At 69.7% G+C, this 17,685-nt stretch carries 13 protein-coding genes; 2 read left to right on the top strand and 11 right to left on the bottom strand.

Annotated elements, in window-relative coordinates; all coding sequences use genetic code 11:
• Positions 1 to 86 precede the first annotated feature (86 nt).
• A complete protein-coding gene (locus tag BACI71_RS16615) occupies positions 87 to 2,093 on the bottom strand; it encodes a protein-disulfide reductase DsbD family protein (RefSeq protein WP_159760491.1) in 2,007 nt (668 codons plus the stop codon).
• Positions 2,094 to 2,158: 65 nt separating this feature from the next.
• On the opposite strand from BACI71_RS16615, the gene BACI71_RS16620 reads away from it, so the two are divergent.
• Entirely contained in the window at positions 2,159 to 3,808 is a 1,650-nt protein-coding gene (locus BACI71_RS16620) for an alkaline phosphatase family protein (RefSeq protein ID WP_159760492.1), read from the top strand.
• Positions 3,809 to 3,951: 143 nt separating this feature from the next.
• Here the strand turns inward: BACI71_RS16620 and BACI71_RS16625 are convergent, their stop codons facing one another.
• The 4 genes from BACI71_RS16625 to BACI71_RS16640 form a co-directional block, all read right to left on the bottom strand.
• On the bottom strand, positions 3,952 to 4,434 hold the full coding sequence (locus BACI71_RS16625; RefSeq protein WP_159760493.1) for a DUF4142 domain-containing protein: 483 nt from the start codon (positions 4,432 to 4,434) through the stop codon (positions 3,952 to 3,954).
• 96 nt (positions 4,435 to 4,530) lie between these two features.
• Positions 4,531 to 6,306: an SLC13 family permease gene (locus BACI71_RS16630; RefSeq protein WP_159760494.1), complete on the bottom strand. Its 1,776-nt coding sequence runs from the start codon at positions 6,304 to 6,306 to the stop codon at positions 4,531 to 4,533.
• 117 nt (positions 6,307 to 6,423) lie between these two features.
• On the bottom strand, positions 6,424 to 10,539 hold the full coding sequence (locus BACI71_RS16635; RefSeq protein ID WP_201297401.1) for a translocation/assembly module TamB domain-containing protein: 4,116 nt from the start codon (positions 10,537 to 10,539) through the stop codon (positions 6,424 to 6,426).
• Positions 10,539 to 12,503 (bottom strand): autotransporter assembly complex protein TamA, encoded by a 1,965-nt coding sequence (locus tag BACI71_RS16640; RefSeq protein WP_159760495.1) that lies wholly within the window; start codon positions 12,501 to 12,503, stop codon positions 10,539 to 10,541. Before BACI71_RS16640 ends, BACI71_RS16635 begins: the two co-directional genes overlap by 1 nt.
• Before the next feature lie 133 nt (positions 12,504 to 12,636).
• Here BACI71_RS16640 and BACI71_RS16645 point away from each other — a divergent pair, with 133 nt between their 5' ends.
• Entirely contained in the window at positions 12,637 to 12,810 is a 174-nt protein-coding gene (locus BACI71_RS16645) for a hypothetical protein (RefSeq protein ID WP_201297402.1), read from the top strand.
• A 132-nt stretch (positions 12,811 to 12,942) separates the two neighbouring features.
• Here the strand turns inward: BACI71_RS16645 and BACI71_RS16650 are convergent, their stop codons facing one another.
• The 6 genes from BACI71_RS16650 to BACI71_RS16675 form a co-directional block, all read right to left on the bottom strand.
• Positions 12,943 to 13,527: a hypothetical protein gene (locus tag BACI71_RS16650; protein WP_159760496.1), complete on the bottom strand. Its 585-nt coding sequence runs from the start codon at positions 13,525 to 13,527 to the stop codon at positions 12,943 to 12,945.
• 45 nt (positions 13,528 to 13,572) lie between these two features.
• On the bottom strand, positions 13,573 to 14,046 hold the full coding sequence (locus BACI71_RS16655) for a DUF1440 domain-containing protein (RefSeq protein ID WP_236553031.1): 474 nt from the start codon (positions 14,044 to 14,046) through the stop codon (positions 13,573 to 13,575).
• Between the two features lie 53 nt (positions 14,047 to 14,099).
• A complete protein-coding gene (locus BACI71_RS16660; protein ID WP_201297403.1) occupies positions 14,100 to 14,507 on the bottom strand; it encodes a cytochrome c-type biogenesis protein in 408 nt (135 codons plus the stop codon).
• On the bottom strand, positions 14,504 to 15,031 hold the full coding sequence (locus tag BACI71_RS16665; RefSeq protein WP_159760500.1) for a DsbE family thiol:disulfide interchange protein: 528 nt from the start codon (positions 15,029 to 15,031) through the stop codon (positions 14,504 to 14,506). Before BACI71_RS16665 ends, BACI71_RS16660 begins: the two co-directional genes overlap by 4 nt.
• Complete coding sequence (locus BACI71_RS16670; protein ID WP_159760502.1) at positions 15,028 to 16,953, bottom strand: heme lyase CcmF/NrfE family subunit; 1,926 nt, start codon at positions 16,951 to 16,953, stop codon at positions 15,028 to 15,030. Before BACI71_RS16670 ends, BACI71_RS16665 begins: the two co-directional genes overlap by 4 nt.
• Positions 16,954 to 17,367: 414 nt before the next feature.
• A complete protein-coding gene (locus tag BACI71_RS16675; protein WP_159760504.1) occupies positions 17,368 to 17,625 on the bottom strand; it encodes a hypothetical protein in 258 nt (85 codons plus the stop codon).
• Positions 17,626 to 17,685: the final 60 nt, after the last annotated feature.

Consider the following 17,685-nt stretch of genomic DNA (forward strand, 5'->3'; position numbering starts at 1 on the left):
CCCCTGCAACGCCTGACGATCGGATTCGACGCATGCTGAGCGAGATCAACGGCGTGCGCAACATCTCATTGCAGTGCAGCAGTCCGTCACCGCAGCGATGTGAGCATCGCAGGCGTCAGCACCTGCGGCAACACGCGCGGTTCGACGGCCTTCGGTGGATAGAAGAGGTAGAGCGGCACCCCGGCGCGGTTGTGCTGCGCGATGAAGCGGCCGAGCACCGGATCGCCATCGGTCCAGTCGCCGACCAGCACCGCGACCTTGTTGCCCTTGAAGGCGGCCGCCACGCTCTGCGTCTCGATCGCGGCCTTTTCGTTGACCTTGCACGTCAGGCACCAGTCGGCGGTGAAATACGCGAACACCGGGCGCCCCTCCGCGCGCAAGGCGGCGAGGCGCGTCTCGGTGAACGGCTCGGCGCCAGCAACGGTGGCAGCCGCCACGCCGGCGGGCTGCGCGCGAACCGTCACGACCGCACCGCCCGCTAGCAGCAGCGCGACCAGCGCGGGTGCCCAGACCAGTCGGCTGCCCTGCACCTGCCGCCGTCCGCTCCACCACAATCCGAGCCCGGCGAGCAAAGCGGCGGCGAGCGCGATCGTCATCCCGTCGACCCCCGCCTGTCGCCCGAGCACCCACGCGAGCGCCAACGCGGTCGCGAACATCGGCACCGACAGGATGTGGCGGAGCCGCACCATCCACATCCCCGGCTTCGGCAGCCGTCGCCGCAGCGCGGGGACGAAGCCGATCAGCAGGAACGGCAGCGCGATGCCGAGCCCCAGCCCCGCGAACACCAGCAGCGCCGCGACCGGCGGCAGCACCAGCGCCGCGCCGAGCGCCGCGCCCATGAACGGCCCGGTGCACGGGGTCGCGACAAAGGCGGCAAGCGCACCGGTCATGAACGCGCCGCTTGCGCCGCCCCGTCCGGCGAATTGCGGGGTCGGCAGCTCGAAGAGGCCGGCGAGGTTGAGCGCGATCGCGACGACCAGCAGCAGCAGCACGCCGACGACGCGCGGGTCCTGCAACTGGAACGCCCAGCCCGCACTCGCCCCGCCCGCACGCAGCACCAGCAAGGTCGCACCGAGCGCGAGGCACACCAGCACGACGCCCGCGGTATAGGCGAGCGCCTCGATTCGTGCATGGCGCTCGCTCTCGCCCGAGCGCGCGAGCCCCAGCGCCTTGAGGCTGAGGATCGGGAAGACGCACGGCATGATGTTGAGCAGCAAACCGCCGAGCAACGCGCCCCCGAACGCCGCCAGCGCGACGCCCCAGTCGAGCGCCGCCGATGCATTTGCCGGCGCGACGGTGCCGGGCTGGGCCGACAGCGCAAGCGCTGTGCCATCCCCGAGGGTCAGCACGCCGTCCAGCGCGCCACGCTCCGGGGTGGCGGCGGCCTTGGTCTCGATCACCAGCCGCTCGCCATCGCGCGTGACGGTCTGCTGGGCCGGATAGTCGGTGGCGCCGCCGCGCGCGGGGTAGAACCACGCTTTCCGCAGCGGCGCGTCCGCGGGGTAAGGTATCGACAGCCGGAAGCGCCCGGCGTCGATCTGCCACGTCGCGGTGCTGCCGAGCGGGCGCGTGAGCGCGCGGCGCCATTGGTCGAATTGCGCACGACGCGCGGGCGTCACCGCGCCGTCCCCGACCGTCAAGTGCGTGCCGAGTTCCTGCGTTTCGGGGACACAGATCGTCTCGGTACAGACAAGATAATCGAGCTTCACGCGCACCGGCAGCGATTTTCCGGACACCAGCCCTTGGGGCACCGTCAGGGTCGTCAGCATCGTCCACGGGCGTTCGTAGACGTGGTTCATCAGCCCGGCGATCACCAGCCGTCCGGGTGGCGGATAGGCGAGCGCTCCCGCCGTCGCGCCTGCCGGCAACGTCCAGGTCGCGCGCGTTGCTACCCCCGCGTCGCCCGGATTGAGCCAATAGCCGTGCCAGCCCGCATCGGGGACGGCATGAATCGCGAGCGCGACGGTGCTGCCCGGGGCGGGGTGGTCGCTCTCGGCGAGCAGCGTCATCGTGACATGCCGCGCCTGCGCGCCCGCCACGGTGGGCAACAGCAGCGAAACGGCTGTCATCAGAGTGAAAAGCGCCGCGCGCATTGCTTGCCTGATCATCGGAGCGGGATCATAGCCGCTTCGCCCCCCCGTTGCATCAAGGTTGCCCGATGAAATCGTTGTTTGCCGCCGCTTTGCTGACCACCGCCGCGCTGGTGCTTCCCGCCGTCGCCCAGGCACCGGCGGCCGCGCCCGCCGCGACGCCGCAGGGCAAGCCCAAGCTGATCGTCGCGATCTCGGTCGATCAATTCTCCGCTGACCTGTTCGCGCAATATCGCAACCGCTATACCGACGGCCTCGCGCGCTTGCAGCAGGGGGTGGTCTTCCCCTCGGGCTATCAAAGCCATGCCGCGACCGAGACCTGCCCTGGCCACTCGACGATCCTGACGGGAATGCGCCCCGCGCATACCGGGATCATCGCCAATACGTGGATCGACCAGCGCGCGGGTCGGCCGGACAAGGCCGTTTATTGCGCGGAGGACGAGCGCGCGCCGGGATCGGATCACGACAAATATCAGCCGTCCGACCTGCACCTGCGCGTCGATACTCTGGGCGACATGATGAAGCGCGCCGATCCGCGCACGCGCGTGGTCGCGGTCGCGGGCAAGGACCGCGCGGCGATCATGATGGGCGGGCACAACACTGACCAGATGTGGTTCTGGGCGACCGATCATTTCATCACCTTGCCCTCGCGCAGCACCGCGCCGGTGCCCGCAGTGGTTACGCGCGCCAATGATGCGGTCGGCAAGCTGCTGGCGGGTGCGCAGGCGCCGTTGCCGCTGCCGGGCTATTGCAAGGGACTGGCGCAGCCGATCGCGGTCGGCGGGCAGACGATCGGGACCGGGCAATTCCAGCGGGCGGGCGGCGACGCCAAGTCGTTTCGCGCCTCGCCCGCGCTTGACGGCGCGGTGTTCGCGCTGGCGGCCGGGCTGATCCAGGACATGAAGCTCGGTCAGGGCGCGGGCACCGACCTGATCGCGGTCGGTGCATCGGCGACCGATTATGTCGGCCATGCGCTGGGCACGCAGGGATCGGAAATGTGCATCCAGATGGCGCAGCTCGACCAGACGATCGGCGCGTTCCTCGCGCAGCTCGACGAATGGGGGCTGGATTACGAGGTGATGCTGACCGCCGACCACGGCGCGCACGACATGACCGAGCGTCAACAGCAGCGCGCGATGCCGATGGAGCAACATGCCGACGCCAGCAACGCCGCCAAGCTGGTCGGCGCGGCGATCGGGCGTGATCTCGGCATCGCCGGGCCGGTGCTGATCGGGCCGGAGAGCGACGTCTATATCGCCGACAACGTGCCCAAGGCGCGCCGCGCGCAGGTGCTGGCGGAGGCGAAGCGCCGCTATCTCGCAATGCCGCAGGTCGCCGCGGCGTTCACCCGCGACGAGATCGCGGCGACGCCGTTCGCGAAGACGCCGCCGGAGACGTGGACGCTGCTGGAGCGCGCACGCGCGTCGTACGATGCGGAGCGGTCCGGCGACCTGATGGTCATGCTCAAGCCGCGGGTGACGACGATCGTCAAGCCCGCGCCCTTCTACGTCGAGACTCACGGCAGCCCGTGGGATTACGACCGGCGGGTGCCGATCCTGTTCTGGCGGAAGGGGATGGTCGCATTCGAGCAGCCGCTGTCGGTCGAGACGGTCGACATCGCGCCGACGCTGGCGGCGACGATCGGGCTGCCGGTGGCGGGGCTCGACGGGCGGTGCCTTGATCTGGATGCCGGCGGGGGGGACAGCTGCCCGAAGTAAGGGCAGTCGCGCGAAATCGCGGACGTATCAGAAACTCACTTGTCTCGTCGTTCCGGAGTCGATTCGAAGCGCCGCTTGTTTTTCAATCGACCGTCAGGAAGAAAAGGCGTCGCCCCTGATCAAGTCCGGGGCGACGGCAATACCTACATCCCGCTCAGCATGTCGATGTGGTGCTGCACGACCGGCGCGATCTGTGCTGCGGTGGTCTTCAGCGGTGCAGCGGAGCCGTCGTTTGCATAGCCCTGGTGCAGCGCCAACGCCTGCTGGTGCGCGGTCTTCTGTTGGGCCAGATACGCCTGATCCCGCGCGGTGCCGGTCGCGGTACGGAGCTGTGCGACCATGTCCTTCTGTTCCGGCGTCAGCATCGGCGGCTTCGGCTTCACGCCCGCCTTGGCGGCAGCGGTTTTGACCATTGCGGTGCTTTTGTTGTGATCACGAATCATGCCTTGCGCGAACGAGCGGACCTTCGGATCCTTGGTTGATTGCAGGACCAGCTGGCTCGACGTCTTCTCGTACAGATCGCTGGCGCCCGCAGCGGCAACGTAGCCAGCGGGGCTCGTCTGCTGCGCGACGGCAGGCGCGGCAAGCAGCGTCGCGAACGCGACAATCGGCAGAACACGCTTCATTCTCTCTCTCCCTCGGACGGGTGACACGTGACGCTGCAAACGTCCGACCACCCGGCAGCGCCCCGGAAATGAGCCGATATTTCTATGTGATACCGATCAATGCAGCGGCCAGAAGTACAGGATCAGCGGCGTGCCGACCAACAGCACCAGCGCCGACAGCGGCGCGCCGAGTCGCGCATAATCGCCGAAACGATACCCCCCCGGCCCCAGCACCAAGGTGTTGCACTGATGCCCGATCGGGGTGAGGAAATCGCTGCCCGCGCCCACCGCGGTTGCCATCAGGAACGCCTCGGGGCGGTAGCCGAGGTCGCCGGCGAACTGCGCGGCGATCGGCGCCATCACGAGCACCGTCGCGGCATTGTTGAGGAACGGCGTCACCGCCATCGCCGCCGCGAGGATCAGCGCCACCGCGCCCCACGCCGGCAGCACCGTGGCGGTCTGCGCCAGCCACGTCGCGATCACATCGGACGCGCCGGTGGTACGCAGCGAGTCCGAGACCGGGATCAGCGCGCCGAGCATCACAAGGATGGGCCACTCGATATGGTTGTACGCCTCGCGCACCGGCAGCAGCCCGGTCACCACGACCACCGCCGCCGCCGCGAAGAAAGCGACGCCGACCGGCACCCAGCCGATCGCGGTCGCGAACATCGCCGCACCCAGCACCGCGACCGGCAGCCACCCGCGCCGGCTGGTGCCGAGCCGCAGCTCGCGCTCGGCGAGCGGCAGGCAACCGAGTTCGCGCAACTTCTCGGGCAGCGTGTCGAGCGTGCCCTGCAACACCACCACATCGCCGGTGCGCAGCGCGATATTGCCGAGCCGTCGCGACAGCCGCACGTCGCGCCGCGAGATCGCGATCAGGTTGACGCCGTAGCGCGCCTGCATGTCGAGCCGCCCGGCAGTCTGCCCCTCCAGCGGTGAGCCGATGTTGATGACCGCCTCGATCACGCCGATCTCGCTTTCGCCGCGATCGGTGCGCTTCTCGCGCTCCTCGCTTTCGAGCGTCAGCCGGTCACCCGCGATCGCGCGTTCGAGCGCATCGGGGTCGCCGCCGAGGATCAGCGTGTCGCCCGCACGCAGCTCGGTATCGGCGAGCGGATGGCTGCGCATCCCGGCGCGCACCATGCGGGTGATCGTCACCTCATGTTCGTGGCGGTCGAGGAACGCCGCAACCGTCTCGCCGACCGCGGGTGAACCCTCTGGAATGACGATCTCGGTGATATAGCCGGAGATGTCGAGCGCCTCGGCCATGCTCGGTGCGGCGCGGCGGTCGGCGGGGATCAGGCGGTAGGCGATACCGAGATACAGCAGGCCGACGATCAACAGCCCGAGCCCGACCGGGGTGTAGTCGAACATTCCGAATGGCTCGCCGAGCATCTGTTCGCGCGAGCGGCTGACGATGATGTTCGGCGACGTGCCGACCAGGGTCATCAGCCCGCCGAGCAGCGAGGCGAACGACATCGGCATCAGGAAGACCGACGGCGAGGCGTTGTTCTTCTTCGCCATCTGGATCGCGGCGGGCATCAGCATCGCCAGCGCGCCGATGTTCTTGACCAAGGCGCTGGCAACGCCAACCGAGCCGGTCAGTACCAGCAACTGCCCGCGCACGCGGCGGACGCGGCGCGCGACCTGCCGCAACACGCGCTCGATGACCCCGGAGCGCTGCACCGCCGCCGAGAGGACCAGCGCCGAGGCGACGATGATGACGATATCGTCCGAGAAGCCCTTGAAGGCATCGGCGGGCGCAACGATGCCGAGCGCGAGGCTGACGAGCAGCGCGATGATCGCGACGACGTCGTAGCGGAAGCGACCCCAGATGAAGAGCGCCATCATCCCGATCAGGGTCGCGATCGAGAGAAGTTGTGGCGTGGTCATCGTCGTTCGCTCAACCGCGGCCGAGGCAGCGCAGTTCCGGTCGATTGCCGCAGGATAAGGTGAATCAGGATACGGGCGGCGGGCGGCTGCCCGGTTCGGCTCAAGAGGGAGTGCCCCTTAATAATCCCGCGAAATGCGAACGTTGCCACTCTGCCGCCCCAGCGTCGAGATCGACGAGAGCAGCGACAGCCAGCGCGTCACCTGAAACTCGACCCGCGTCGCTGAATAGCCGGCACCATCGGTGATGATCTCCGCATACAGCCGTCGCGTGACATATTTCCCGGCCGCGATCGAGGTGCCCTGCCCGGTCTGCGGGTCGGCGGGGAGGATGCGCAGCCGGTCGAGCCCCGCCGCGCGGCGCACCGCGTTGATCGGATTGAGCCCGTTGCCCCCATCCTGCAACGCGGCCACCGCGGCGGCGAGCTGAAGCGCCTCCGGCGCGGACAGATTCGTGATCGAGGTCCCGAACAGCAACCGCGAGAGCAGTTCGTCCTGCGGCAACGCGGGGGTGCTCGCGAAACTGATCTCCGGCTTCTGCGCCACGCCGGTGACGCGGATCGTGGCGTTGAGCCCCGTCGTGTTCGCAGCCGCCTCGATATCAAGCGCCGGGTTCGCCGGCACTTCACCCGCAAAGCGGATGATCCCGCGCGACAATTCGAACTCGCGCCCCGCGAACTCGTAATCGCCGCGGACGAGATCGGCGCGCCCGGTGATCGCGGGATTGGTGGGCGAGCCGGCGATCTGAACATCGGTGGTCCATTCGCTCGAGAGCCCCAGCCCCGAGACCATCAGGCCGTTGCGCGCATGGGCGTGAACCTCGAGCCGCCACGGCGCCGTGGCATCGTCGTCGACCTGATCGCCGCCGGGCACGTTGATCTCGCGAACGTTGATTTGCGGCAGCGCGCTGGCGACGGTCGCCTGCCCCAGACGGTAGCGGCTGCTGTCGAGCCGCACGTCGCCCGAAATGACGCCCCCGACCCCGTCCGAGGTGAAGGCGAGTGGCCCGGTCGCGGTGGCCCCGATATCCTCACGGTCGATCAGCACCGCATGATCGGCGTTGATGCGCAGGTCAAAGGCGACGCCACTCGCGGCCGCGAAGTCGAAACTGCCGGTGCCGGTCACGTGCCCGCCACGCCCGGCATCGCCGGTGAAGCGCTCGATCCGCAGCCGCGACCCGTCGAAGCGCCCGGCAGTCTGGATGTTGGTGACGACGGTGCCGGTGGTAGCGCTCTGGATGCGCGCATTGCTGGCGCGCACCAGCCCGCGGATCTGCGGGCTGGCGACGGTGCCGGTCACGTCCGCCGACAAGGCGACCGGGCCGGACAGGTCGAACAGCTCGATCCGCGTCAGGCGCCAGAGCGTGTCGGCAGGACCGGAGTAGCGAAGCTGCGCGAACACGTTGGCCTTGGTCAGCCGCTCGACGATATCGCCGCTGCCGAGCGGCTTGAGCAGCGCCTGCGCGCGTCCCACGGTGCGCCCGCCCGACGCCATCACCATCCGCACGCCAAGCCTGTCGGGGCTCAGCACCCCCGCGACCCCGATGTCGATCGGCGCGGACGAGCTGAGCAGCCCCGAGCGGGTGAGCCCGCGAATCGTCAGGTTGGTGCGTCCGGTCGGCGCCGCGCCGTCGCGCGCGTTGAGTTCGAGCGTGCCGGTCGCAGTGCCGCCGAGCCCGAGCCCGCTATAGCCGATGTCGAGCACGCCGAGCGGCAAGCGGGTGAGCGACGCGCGCACCGCGGTTTCGCCATTGCCGATCCGGCCCGACACTTCGGCGGCCCCGCCTGCGAAGGTCAGCTTGGTCGGCACCAGCGTCCAGAGATCGTCGTCGCGGCGGAAAACGGCAGGCGTCTCAAGCCGGATCGGCTGCGACCCGATCGTCCCGGAGGCCCGGACCGCATAGCCGTCGGCGGTGATCTGCGTGACCGTGTCGACGCGAAAGCCGACTCCACGCGACCCGGCGATCGATGCGCGCACCTCGCCGGTGTCGCCGGTCAGCGCCGCCTGCCCCGAGAAGCGCGACACCGATAGCGCGCCGCGCCGCAGCCCGGCGCCGCTGGTGGTGGCGTTGACGCGCGCGCCGTCGGGTTCGAGCAGCACGTTGAAATCGACGCGGGCCTGCCGAACAGTCGCCGCGCCGGCCAGTCGCGCGTTGCGCGCGTCGATCCGGCCGCTGATCCGCTGCACCTCGCCAACCGGCACGAAGTCGAGCGCGCCGGTAAAGCCACCCCCGGCGACGGACATCCGCCCGCGGAAGCCCCCGTCGACGATGTCGAGCGTGCCGATGGCGCGCGTGCCGCTGACGTCGAGCCGCGCGACCGCGATCTGCGCCTGCCCGCCCGGCGGCAGCAGGATCGCGCCCGCGCCCTCGAACGGCCCGAGCCGCGATCCGCCCGCGGCGGTGAAGGCGAAGCCCTGCGCCGTCGGATCGAGATGCGCGCGGACATTGCGGAGCCCCATCGCCGCGTTGGGGCGCGCGAAGACGAGGTCGATCGTCGGCTTTTCGATTCTGCCGTCGAGCTTGAGCTGCACCGGGCCGTAGCTGCTCTGCGTCCCCGATCCCTCGAACACGAACGTGCCGTCGCGGCGACGATAGCCGCTGCCGGACAGCCGTAGCGACGGCGCGGTGAGCACGAGCCGCGTGAAATGGAGCACACCATCGGGGGTGCGCTCGAGCAGCGTCTCGACCTGCGGCAGCCCGCCCGCGAGACTGCGGAAGAAGCCGTTGTCGAGCCGCAGCATCCGCGCGCTGCCACGCCCGATCACGCGTGTGCCGTGCCCGTCCGGTCCGGGAACGACGTGCAACTGCGAGCGGACATCGACCACGCCGAGGCCGGGGATCAGGTAGCGCCCGAGCGCGCCCGACAGCGCGACGTCGAAGCGTCCGGTGTGCAGGTCGAGCGTCAGCCCGATGTCGCCGGAAAGTTTGTCGGAGCGCAACTTGAGCCCGTCACCGGTCACCGTATCGGCAGTGACCCGCAGCACGCCGGCCACCGACAGATTGCGCAGGATCCCGCCCGCGACATCGCCGACGCCGGTGACGCGCGCCGCGGTAAAGGCGACCGGCAGCGCGATCGGGCGTGGTCCCCAATGGCCGCGTCCGGCGGCGCGCGCCTGCTCGAACCCGGTGTTGTCGAACGCGAAACGGTCGGCGGTCAGGCGGTAATCGAAGGCAAAGGTGCGGAAATTGCCGTCGAGGATCGCACGCAATCGCAGCTCGCGCGCGGTCATGTTGCGGAACAGCGCCGGCGGGCGCAGCAGCCGGCCGGTGACGCGCAGGTTGCGGAAGGCGCTGTCGGCGAGGTCGACCATTCCCTCGGCCTGCAAGGCGAGCGATGGCGAGCGCAGCGACAACGTGCCGTCGAGGCGGCGGCTCGCGAACGTGCCCACGCCGTTGACCAGCACGCGCGGGGCGGTGAGCGACTGGAGCTTGCCGCGCGTGACGCTGGCGGGGGCGACGGTGCCGGTCAGCGTGTAGCGCCCGGCATTGTTGCCGAGTGCGAGGTCGACGAGCCGCGTGCCACCCACCACCGCCACCGCCTGCCCGCGCCATTGCCGCCAGTCGCCCGCACCGTCGATGTCGAGCGCGATCGTCCGCCGCAGCCCGGTCAGTTGCGCGAGCACGCCGGTCGCGGCGCCCTGCGCGCGCGCGGCGATGTCGAACTTGCCCGCGTCGGGGCGCGAGTCGAGCCGCAACCGCACCCGGTCGCTGCCCGCGACCAGCGCATCGAGCACGACGACGGCGTGGCCGTCACGGATATCGGCGCGCGCGAGCAGCCGCCCGTCGCGAACCCGCCCGGTCACCGCAGGCGCGACGATCAGTCGTGCCACCGACAGGCGAGCGATCGCGATGTCGAACTTCGGCAGCAACGGACCGGAGCGGCCGGTGTCGCGCGGCTCGGGCAGCCTGGCGAGCGTCGCGACGGGAATGTCGAGCGCCGTAATATCGAGCCGGTTGTGGAGCCAGGCGAACGGCGACCAGTCGAGCCGCGCGCGCGGCACCGACAGCACCAGCCCCCTGGGATCGTAGAGCCGGAAGTTGACCAGCTCCGCCTCGCTGTAGAGCGAGCCCTCGATCCGCCCGAGCCGGAAGCGCAGGCCATTGTCGGGCTGGAGCGCGTTGATGCGGTCAGCGACGATGCGGTGGCCGATATCGGTGTCGATCACCACCGCGACGACCGCGACCAGCGCGAGCAGGCCCGCAACAACGAAACCGAGGATGCGCAACGCGCGCATCAGAACGCCTGCCCGAGCGAGACATAGACCGCGATCCGCGAATCGCCGCGCTGCGGGTTGATCGGAGTGCCGACATCGACGCGGATCGGGCCGAAGTTGCTGTAATAGCGCACGCCGATCCCGGCGCCGTAGCGCAGCCCGCTGAAATCGGGCAGCCCGCCGGTGTAGATGTTGCCGCCGTCGAGGAACGGCACGACGCCGAAATTGCCGAACGCCTTCACGCGGGCCTCGATCGCGAACTCGGCGAGACTGCGCCCACCGATCGGATCGTTGTTGACGTCGCGCGGGCCGATCGACTGGAAGCTGTAGCCGCGCACCGATGCCCCGCCGCCGGCATAGAAGCGTCGCGACGGCGCGATCTGGTCACGCGGCGCGCCGAGGATCGTCCCGACGCGCAGCCGCCCGGCCAGCACGACCGCGTCGGTGACCGGCTGATACTTGCTCGCGTCGAGCTGAACGCGGGTGTAGCCGAACACTGTGTCCTGCAACGACACTTCGGGGCTGACCCGCCCCGACAGGCGGAAGCCGCGCGTCGGGTTGAGCAGATCGTCCGACCCGTCATAGCCGAGACTGGTCGGCAGCGCGCCGATGAGGAAGGTGCGGCGACGCGGGACGCCGGTCGAGGCGATCACGTCGCGCTCGTCGGTCGCGACCAGCTCGGCTCCGAGCGACCACGTCCAGGTCTTCTGAAAGAAGATATTGGTCTGCCGCTCCAGCGCCGCCGACAGCGAGATCGTCTGCGCGTCGAACGCGTCGCGGCGCAGATGCGCGGCGGAGAGCTGCGCGGTCAGTACGCGGTCGCGGGCGTGGAAGTTGTTGCGGCGGAAGGTGATCTGCCCGAGCTGCTCGCGCGTGCCCGCGACGCCGCGCAGCGTCACCGCACCTTCGGGCGGAAACAGGTTGCGGTGCGTCCAGCTGACTTCCGAACGCGCGCCCTCGCCCGTGCCATAGCCCAGTTCGACCGCGACGGTGCGCGGCGGCGCGGGTTCGAGCCGCACCGCGACATCGACGATACCGGGATCGGCACCGGGCACCGCGCGCACCTCGGCAGTCGAAACCAGCCCGGTCTGGACGAGCGCGCGGCGCAAATCGTCGAGCTGCGACGTTTCATAGGGCTCGTCGGGCTTGAAGCGGGCGATATCCTGAACGTGCGCGGCGTCGAACACCTTGTTGTCGGCGTTGACCGTGATCCGGCCGAAGCGCCGCGCGGTGCCGGGCGCGACCTCCATCGCCAGCGTCGCGGTCTGCGTCGCGCGGTCGACCACCACTTCCGGGTCGCCGACCTGCGCGAACGGGAAGCCCTCCTCACCGATGCGGGTCTTCAGATTGGCCTCGGCGGCGGCGATCGCATCGGCGTTGACCGGATCATTGGCCTTCACTCCGAAGGCCTCGCGCAGTGCCGGCTCCTTCGCGCCCGCCGCGTCGACCCCGGCCAGCGTCACCCCGGTGAAGCGATAAAGCGGCCCCGGTGTCGCGGCGATCACCACCACTGGGCGATTCTTCGCGCGCTCGACCCGCGTCGTGACAGTGGCGTCATAATAGCCGCTGCCCTTGAGCAACGTGACCAGCAGGTCGGCGTCCTGCCGCGCGCGGCGATCGAGCTGCGCGGCATTGGCCTCCTTGCCCTCCGCGCCCGCCAGCACCGACAATTCGCGGAAGCGCTGTTGCAGCAACGATCCACCGACCGCGTCGACGCCGTCGATCCGCCAGCCATAGCGGAAGCTGGCGGCGACGTTGCTCGCCGCGGCCGTCGGCTCACCGGGAGCGGCGGCGAGATCGGGCCAGTCGACCCCGATGTCGGGCAAGGGCGCGAGCTGGTCGTTGGGGTCGACATCGCTCATCGGCGTCGGAGGCACGACCAGCGGCGGCGCGGGCGCGGTCTGCGCGAGCGCCGGTCCCGTCACAATCATCGCGCCGCACACGACGTGACCCAGCACGCGGTGCCGCCCCACGTCCGGCCACATGCCCCGCGGTCTAGCCGAGCGATTCGCCGAGAAGAAGAGCCAATGCGCAACGATGGCGAAACCATGTCCCGCGTCGGCCCCGGCCCGTCGCGGCGGCTGGCGCATCGCGCATGGGCGTGGCACAGCGCGCAGCATGGCTTCTCCCCCGCGCACCCCCTCCGCCGGCGGCTTCCCTATCGCGATCGGCGCGCTGGGCGGCACTGCGATCGGCCTCTACGCCGGACAGCCCTCGATCGGGTTTCTCGCCGGGATCGCCGCGGGCGTCGTGCTGGCGGTGTTGATCTGGTGGCGGGAGCGGGAACGGTAAATCGTCATTGCGAGCGTAGCGAAGCGATGACGAAAAGAGCTGTCGCCCCGGACCTGATCCGGGGCCCCGCTTCCTCACAACGCTCGCCCAAAAAGAAGCGGGATCCCGGATCAAGTCCGGGATGACGGTGATCTAGTTGACCGGCGCGACCCAGCCCAGCGCCATCGGCGTGGGCGGCGCGCCGATCTTGCGCGCGACGCGGTCGAGCTGCTCGTCATAGCGGACACGGTCGATCACGTTGAGATGCGCCTGCTCGTTCACCTCGCGCGGGACGGCCTTTTCGACATGGCGGAGGGTATGGCCGACATCGGTCGCGCGCAGGCGGCTGATCGCATCGCGCTCGCGCTGTTCGGCGGTGGTCGCGCGCAGCGTTGCGACGCGCCGCGCGAACCGCTCCTGCTGGCGACGGTCGATCCGCCAATGGCCCTTGTAGCGCGCCGCCTCCAGCCCGCTGCCGCGTAACGAGCGGTAGAGCGCGTCGCGGGAGATCATCCGCCCCTTCAGCCGCTGCGCCTGCTTGTCGGCCAGCAACGTCGTATCGACCTCCATGAAGCAGCCGGACAGATGCGCAAGTGCCTGCACGCGCTCGTCCATCCGCTGTTCGGGCAGGTCGACGCGGACCTTCTCGCGCGTACATTCCGCCGCAGCCGGCAAAGCGGCGAGCAGGGCACAGGCCGTGCCCAGCAGGGCAAGCGGACGGACGATCGGCGAGAACATGGACGACACCCCCGGAGACAAGGAACATGGGTTAGCGTGCGGCGCTCAGCCCGGCAACGCCTCGCCTGCGCGACGCACGCCTTCCAGGGCGACTCCGAAGACGAGGTGCGAGGCGAGGCCGTAAGCGTTGCCCGGCACCTCCGCCTCGGGCCACGGTCCCCAGCCGGCGGCGGGGACCAGCACATCGTCGAGCAACAGCATCGTGGTCAGCCCGGTCGGCACCCCCCAGCCTCTGGCCAGATCGGGCCATTGTCGCACCGCCAGCGCATAGCCGCCGCCGATCGCCGCACCCAGCGCGTAGTGCATCGCCGAGCCCGCGGCGTCACGATGCTTCTGCGTGACCGGTCGGCCTTCCACCGCCTTGCTGAGCGTGTCGGCGGCCTTCACGGTCGCGGGATCGTCATTGCCGCCGTCCATCCCGAAGGCGGGCGCGGCGACGTCCTGAAAGCGGTCCATGACGAACGAGGCGGCCAATCCGGCGCCGACGCCGATCGAGGCAGTAGTGAACAACGAACGCATCACGATCTCCCGAACCATCGCGCGCTCAACGCACGATCACGCCGGGCGGCGCATCACCGACGGCGGAAGGTCGCGCGTGCCAACCATGCACCGAGCGCGAGCAGCACCAGCGGCGCGAGCCACAGTGGCAAGGTGGCGGCGCGCAGCGGCGGCGCGTAGCTGACATAATCGCCGTATCGCGCGATCAGCCACGTCCGCACCGCCTCGGGCGCTTCGCCGCGCGCGATCCTTTGCCGCACCAGCGCGCGCATCTCGCCGGCCATGTCGGCGTCCGAGTCGGCGATCGACTGCCCCTGGCAGACGACGCAGCGCAGCGTCTCCATCAGCGCGCGCGCCTGCCGCTCCTGATCGGGGTCGCGCAATTGCGTATAGGCGAGCCGTGGCAGCGCGGTCTGCGCGGCGAGGGGCGCGGCGAGCAGCAATGCGACGACCAGCATAGAGAGGGAGGGCAGCGCCCTCATTTCGCGTCGGCCAGCGCTTGCAGGAGATCGGGCACGTCCTCGGCGCGGATATCGCCGACGTGCTGCGCGCGGATCACGCCCTTGCCGTCGATCACGAACGTCTCGGGCACGCCGGACGAACCGAGCGCGAGCTGGACGCGGCTGTGCGCATCCGCACCGACGCGCGCATAGGGATCGCCGTTGCGGCGCAGGAAGGCCGAGACGTCGCCGGGCGTATCCTTGATCGCAATCGCATCGATCGGCACGCCGGCAGCCTTGAGCGTCAGCAATTGCGGAGCCTCCGCAACGCACGGCACGCACCAGCTCGCGAAGACGTTGAGCAGCCGCGGGCTGCCCTGTCTGAAGTCCGCGCTGGCGAGCCCCGGCTTGCCGGGCGCGATCGCGGGCAGGACGAAGTCGGGCAAAGGTCGCCCGACCAGCGCCGAGCGCACCGTGCGGTCGGCAGGCTGCCACAGCCCCCAGGCGATCACCGCGACGATGATGCCGAACGCGCAGAGCGGCAGCCAGACCAGCCAGCGCTTCACGCGAACGCCTCGGCGCGCTGCTTCGTCCGCCACAGCCGGTATTGATGCCCGACCAGCGACAATGCGCCGCCGAACGCGATCATCGCCCCGCCCAGCCAGATCAGCGTCACGAACGGCTTCCACCACAAGCGCAGCTGCCAGCGCCCGTCGTCGCCCAGCGCACCGAGTACGGTGTAGAGCTGGCCGTTCCACATCGTCGCGATCGCGCTTTCGTTGGTGGTCGTCACCGGCGTCGTGAAATAGCGGACCTGCGGGCGCAGCACGAAGCGCGCGCCGCTCTCGTCGGTGATCGCCAGCCGCCCTTCGAGCGCGCTCCAATTGTCGCTGACCAGCGGACGCACGCCCTCAAGCCGGACGGTATAACCCGCGATCCGTGCCGGATCGCCGACGCCGACCGCGAGCAACGTCTCCTGCGTATAGGCGGTGCTGATCGCCATCCCCGCCAGCGCGACCGCGATCCCCAGATGCGCGATCACCATACCCCACAGATGCAGCGGCGCGCGCGCGAGATTGCGCCTGGCGAGCGGCGCGACGCTCGCCACCGCCAGCCCGGCGGCGAACGCGACCCCCGCCAGCGGCAACACGCCGATCGGCCCGCCGAGCAGGAACACGCCGACCCCGGCGAACAGCGCTGCGCCGATTGCGGGGAAGGAGCGCTGGATCAGCGCCTCGGCCTCGTCGCGCCGCCAGCGCAGCAGCGGCCCGACCGCCATCACCGCGACCAGCAGCAGCGCGATCGGCCCGGCGGTCGAATCGAAGAACGGCGGGCCGACCGACAGCTGGATGTCGAAAGCGCCGGCGATGATCGGATAGAAGGTGCCGATCAGCACGATCCCGAGGATCACCGTCAGCAGCAGGTTGTTCGCGACCAGCGAGCCTTCGCGGCTGAACGGCTCGAACAACTTGCCCTGCCGGACGGTGCCGACGCGCGCGCCGAACAGCGCCAGCGCACCGCCGATGTAGAGCAGCAGCAGCACGAGGATGAAGCTCCCGCGGCGCGGATCGACCGCGAAGGCATGGACGCTGGTGAGGATGCCCGAGCGGACCAGGAAGGTGCCGATCATACTCATCGAGAAGGCGACCACCGCCAGCATCACCGTCCACGCGCGCAGGCCGTCGCGGGTGGCGAGCACCGTCACCGAGTGGAGCAGCGCGGTCGCGGCAAGCCACGGCATCAGGCTGGCGTTCTCGACCGGGTCCCAGAACCACCAGCCGCCCCAGCCGAGTTCGTAATAGGCCCAGTAGCTGCCGGCGGTGATGCCGAGCGTCAGGAAGATCCACGCGCCGAGCACCCACGGCCGCATCGCGCGCGCGAACGCCGGGCCGACATCGCGGGTGACGAGCGCGCCGACCGCGAACGAGAAAGCGACCGACAGCCCGACATAGCCGGCGTAGAGCGTCGGTGGGTGGAAGGCGAGGCCGGGGTCCTGCAGCAGCGGGTTGAGCCCTGCGCCATCGGCGGGCGTGGGATTGAGCCGCGCGAACGGGTTGGAAGCGAACAGCAGGAAGGCGTAGAAGCCGAGCGCGATCGCCGCCTGCGCCGCCAGCGTCGCGACGAGGGTGGGCTGCGCGAGGCGATGCTCGAACTTCGCGACCGCCGCCCCGGCGACGCCGAGGATCGTCACCCACAGCAGCATCGAGCCTTCGTGATTGCCCCACGCCCCCGCGAATTTGTAGAGCCACGGCTTCATCGAATGGCTGTTGGCGGCAACCAGCGCGACCGACAGGTCGGTGTCGAGGAACGCGCGGATCAGCGCCGCCAGCGCGACCGCGGCGAGCGCGCCCTGCACTATTGCGACCGCGCGGATCGCGCCGACCGCCTGCGGCATGTCGCGCCGCAGCGCGAGCACGCCGAGCAGCACCTGCAACGCGGCCAGCGCGGCGGCGAGCCACAGCGCGGCGAGGCCGGTCTCGGCGGTCATGCGGAAAAATGCCGTTGAATCACCTGCCCGCCTTACGCCGGTTCGCGGGCGCGCGTCGAGACATTCGCCACTGTCGCCCACATACCGTCATCCCGAATTCGATCCGGGATCCCGCTTCTTCATCGGCGGTGAGACGGAGCGCTGCTCCTAGTCCGTCATTGCGAGCGCAGGGAAGCAACCCAGGACGTCCTGATCCGGCACTGGATTGCGTCGCTGCGCTCGCAATGACGGGGTCGCCGGATGCAGGTCAGCGCAGCGAAGGAAGCGAAGTCCCGAATGAAGTTCGGGCGAAAGATAAGGACAGGCCCCTCCGTCTTTCCCGCGCAGGCGGGAATCCAGAACCTCCAGTGTGGCGGATCTTGCGAGGGCCTGCGCGTCTGAATCTCCGCCTTCGCGGGAATGACGCAAGAAGCCTCAAATCCGCCGGTGCTTCCCGCCGTAATGCTGGCCGATGTAATCCTTGATCCGCGCCATTTCGGTCGCGGCGGCGCGGGTCGCCTCGGCGCAGCACGGCAGCGGGTCGCGCTCTGCGGCGGAAGCGCGCATCGCGACGCGCTCGCACAGCGTCTCGACGTCGGCGCGCGACAGCACGTTCTTCTCGCGCAGCACGCACAACAAGCTCTGAAGAATCACCAGGCTTTCTTCGCCTGCATGCGCGTCCGGGGTGACCATGGCCTCGTCCTCTCCGTCGTTTTTCCACGACAGGGTACGCCGATCACCACCGGACGCAAG

Source organism: Sphingomonas sp. 8AM (assembly GCF_902506455.1).
In the GTDB taxonomy this organism is placed as follows: domain Bacteria; phylum Pseudomonadota; class Alphaproteobacteria; order Sphingomonadales; family Sphingomonadaceae; genus Sphingomonas.

Bases quoted from the DNA above. Each gene is read 5' to 3' on its own strand.
- BACI71_RS16615 (WP_159760491.1), bottom strand. From the start codon at position 2,093: ATGCGCGCGGCGCTTTTCACTCTGATGACAGCCGTTTCGCTGCTGTTG.
- BACI71_RS16620 (WP_159760492.1), top strand. From the start codon at position 2,159: ATGAAATCGTTGTTTGCCGCCGCTTTGCTGACCACCGCCGCGCTGGTG.
- BACI71_RS16625 (WP_159760493.1), bottom strand. From the start codon at position 4,434: ATGAAGCGTGTTCTGCCGATTGTCGCGTTCGCGACGCTGCTTGCCGCG.
- BACI71_RS16630 (WP_159760494.1), bottom strand. From the start codon at position 6,306: ATGACCACGCCACAACTTCTCTCGATCGCGACCCTGATCGGGATGATG.
- BACI71_RS16635 (WP_201297401.1), bottom strand. From the start codon at position 10,539: ATGCGCGCGTTGCGCATCCTCGGTTTCGTTGTTGCGGGCCTGCTCGCG.
- BACI71_RS16640 (WP_159760495.1), bottom strand. From the start codon at position 12,503: ATGTGGCCGGACGTGGGGCGGCACCGCGTGCTGGGTCACGTCGTGTGC.
- BACI71_RS16645 (WP_201297402.1), top strand. From the start codon at position 12,637: ATGGCTTCTCCCCCGCGCACCCCCTCCGCCGGCGGCTTCCCTATCGCG.
- BACI71_RS16650 (WP_159760496.1), bottom strand. From the start codon at position 13,527: ATGTTCTCGCCGATCGTCCGTCCGCTTGCCCTGCTGGGCACGGCCTGT.
- BACI71_RS16655 (WP_236553031.1), bottom strand. From the start codon at position 14,046: ATGCGTTCGTTGTTCACTACTGCCTCGATCGGCGTCGGCGCCGGATTG.
- BACI71_RS16660 (WP_201297403.1), bottom strand. From the start codon at position 14,507: ATGAGGGCGCTGCCCTCCCTCTCTATGCTGGTCGTCGCATTGCTGCTC.
- BACI71_RS16670 (WP_159760502.1), bottom strand. From the start codon at position 16,953: ATGACCGCCGAGACCGGCCTCGCCGCGCTGTGGCTCGCCGCCGCGCTG.
- BACI71_RS16675 (WP_159760504.1), bottom strand. From the start codon at position 17,625: ATGGTCACCCCGGACGCGCATGCAGGCGAAGAAAGCCTGGTGATTCTT.